At 32.8% G+C, this 1,527-nt stretch carries 2 protein-coding genes; both read left to right on the top strand.

The genetic code is table 11. The annotated features are described in order from the left end of the window. Nucleotides 1-269 precede the first annotated feature (269 nt). Nucleotides 270-755 (top strand): hypothetical protein, encoded by a 486-nt coding sequence (locus BUA16_RS18130; RefSeq protein ID WP_072766112.1) that lies wholly within the window; start codon nucleotides 270-272, stop codon nucleotides 753-755. Between the two features lie 197 nt (nucleotides 756-952). Beyond that, nucleotides 953-1,477 carry a hypothetical protein gene (locus BUA16_RS18125; protein WP_072766111.1) on the top strand — a complete coding sequence of 175 codons (525 nt, stop codon included), beginning with the start codon at nucleotides 953-955 and terminating at the stop codon, nucleotides 1,475-1,477. Nucleotides 1,478-1,527 lie beyond the last annotated feature (50 nt).

The raw sequence follows: 1,527 nt of genomic DNA, 5'->3' as shown, positions 1-1,527 counted from the left end.
CAAGGCGTTACCCCTGCCCATAAGGGACTTGCACCCTCTAGATTAATTATCTACTTTGCAGTAGATAAAAGATGCCCATGCTGGGCACACACAATAAATATAGGTCATTTGGCGGATGGTGCTTAATTTGAAATGAGTACAATTAATAGAAAATATAGCGGTTTGATAGGTTGGAGCGTTGAAATGCCAAACGCCCCATATTCAAACCGTTGTAGTGCATTTGAACGCAACCAATTGAATGTTAAAGCATCGGAATAGAAAGCTGAATTATGAAAAAATTACTTACTCTTTTTTTAATTGGAATTTTACTTACAAGTTGTTCTAATGACGATGACAACGGAATTGATTGTTCACTTTTTGACCCAGCATTTCCTGAATTGTATATTAGATTAGTTGATGAGACTGGCACCAATTTAATTGAAAATGGAACAATAGACCCTGAAAATATAACGGTTGAGGGCGACTTTTCAAATCCAGGCTTTCGATATATTCCGCCCAGTGAATATGACGATGCATATATAAGAAAGTATGACAATACTCTTTATCTATTTATTCCTAATCAATCAAATTTTGAGTACACAATTAACTTGGACGACCCGACATCTATATTTTTGAATTTTGAAGCTAGATTCGCTGAACTTCCTTGTGGAGTATCCTACTATATACCGACTAAACTGACTTACAACAACCAAAACATAGATTCGGAAAATACGGAAAGTGATGAATTAACATTCTTAGCAGAAATTGAATTATAAAAACGCACTACAACAATTTATAACCGCAATTACGGCGGATTCGACTACGTCCGAATCCACTCGGAATTGCTAACGTCCGTGCTAAACCAAAAATTAACGCATATTAACCCGTAACTGACGGTTATACGAGTCCGTTGTAGTGCATATCGACAGAACAGAAACTTTAAAGAAAAAACTAAAAACATAAATAAATACTTATGAAAAAAATTCAATTGTTTATAATAGTAATTTCCCTATTCCTGTCTTGTAAAAACAAAGAAATAGTTCCCGAAAAAATAATTCAATTTTCCGAAGAAGCAATTGAAAAATCGATAGACACATATCCCTTAAAGGATTTTTATAATGATACTTATTTTAGCGAAAATGTACCAAAAGAATATCTTAACAGATTAAATGCAAACGCTTTTATCTGGAGAGGAATGGAACATCATACTGAGCTACGAGAAGCAAATTTAATAAATCAATATGGGGATAGTTTCGAATATCTTTTAAAATATTGGGTGACATTTAAGGACAATAGAAAGTTCTCTTATTCACTTAATGTATTGGAAAAAAATGGAAAAATAACATTAAATAAGTTTGAACCATTAAATGTAAATATTGCTAGTACATTTTATTCCCCTGAAACCAAATTCAATATTCCTGATTTCGCCTCTAACAGAATTAAAATTTATTCTGCATACATATTAATTGTAATAGCTACGATTTCGTCTGACAGTTAAGAGTTTTTTTAGGCATTTTGACTCTTGGAATAATTTTGGTTTAGGGGCTC

It is taken from the genome of Arenibacter nanhaiticus (genome assembly GCF_900141935.1).
Lineage (GTDB): Bacteria > Bacteroidota > Bacteroidia > Flavobacteriales > Flavobacteriaceae > Arenibacter > Arenibacter nanhaiticus.
This window is presented reverse-complemented; position numbering and strand designations above follow the sequence as displayed.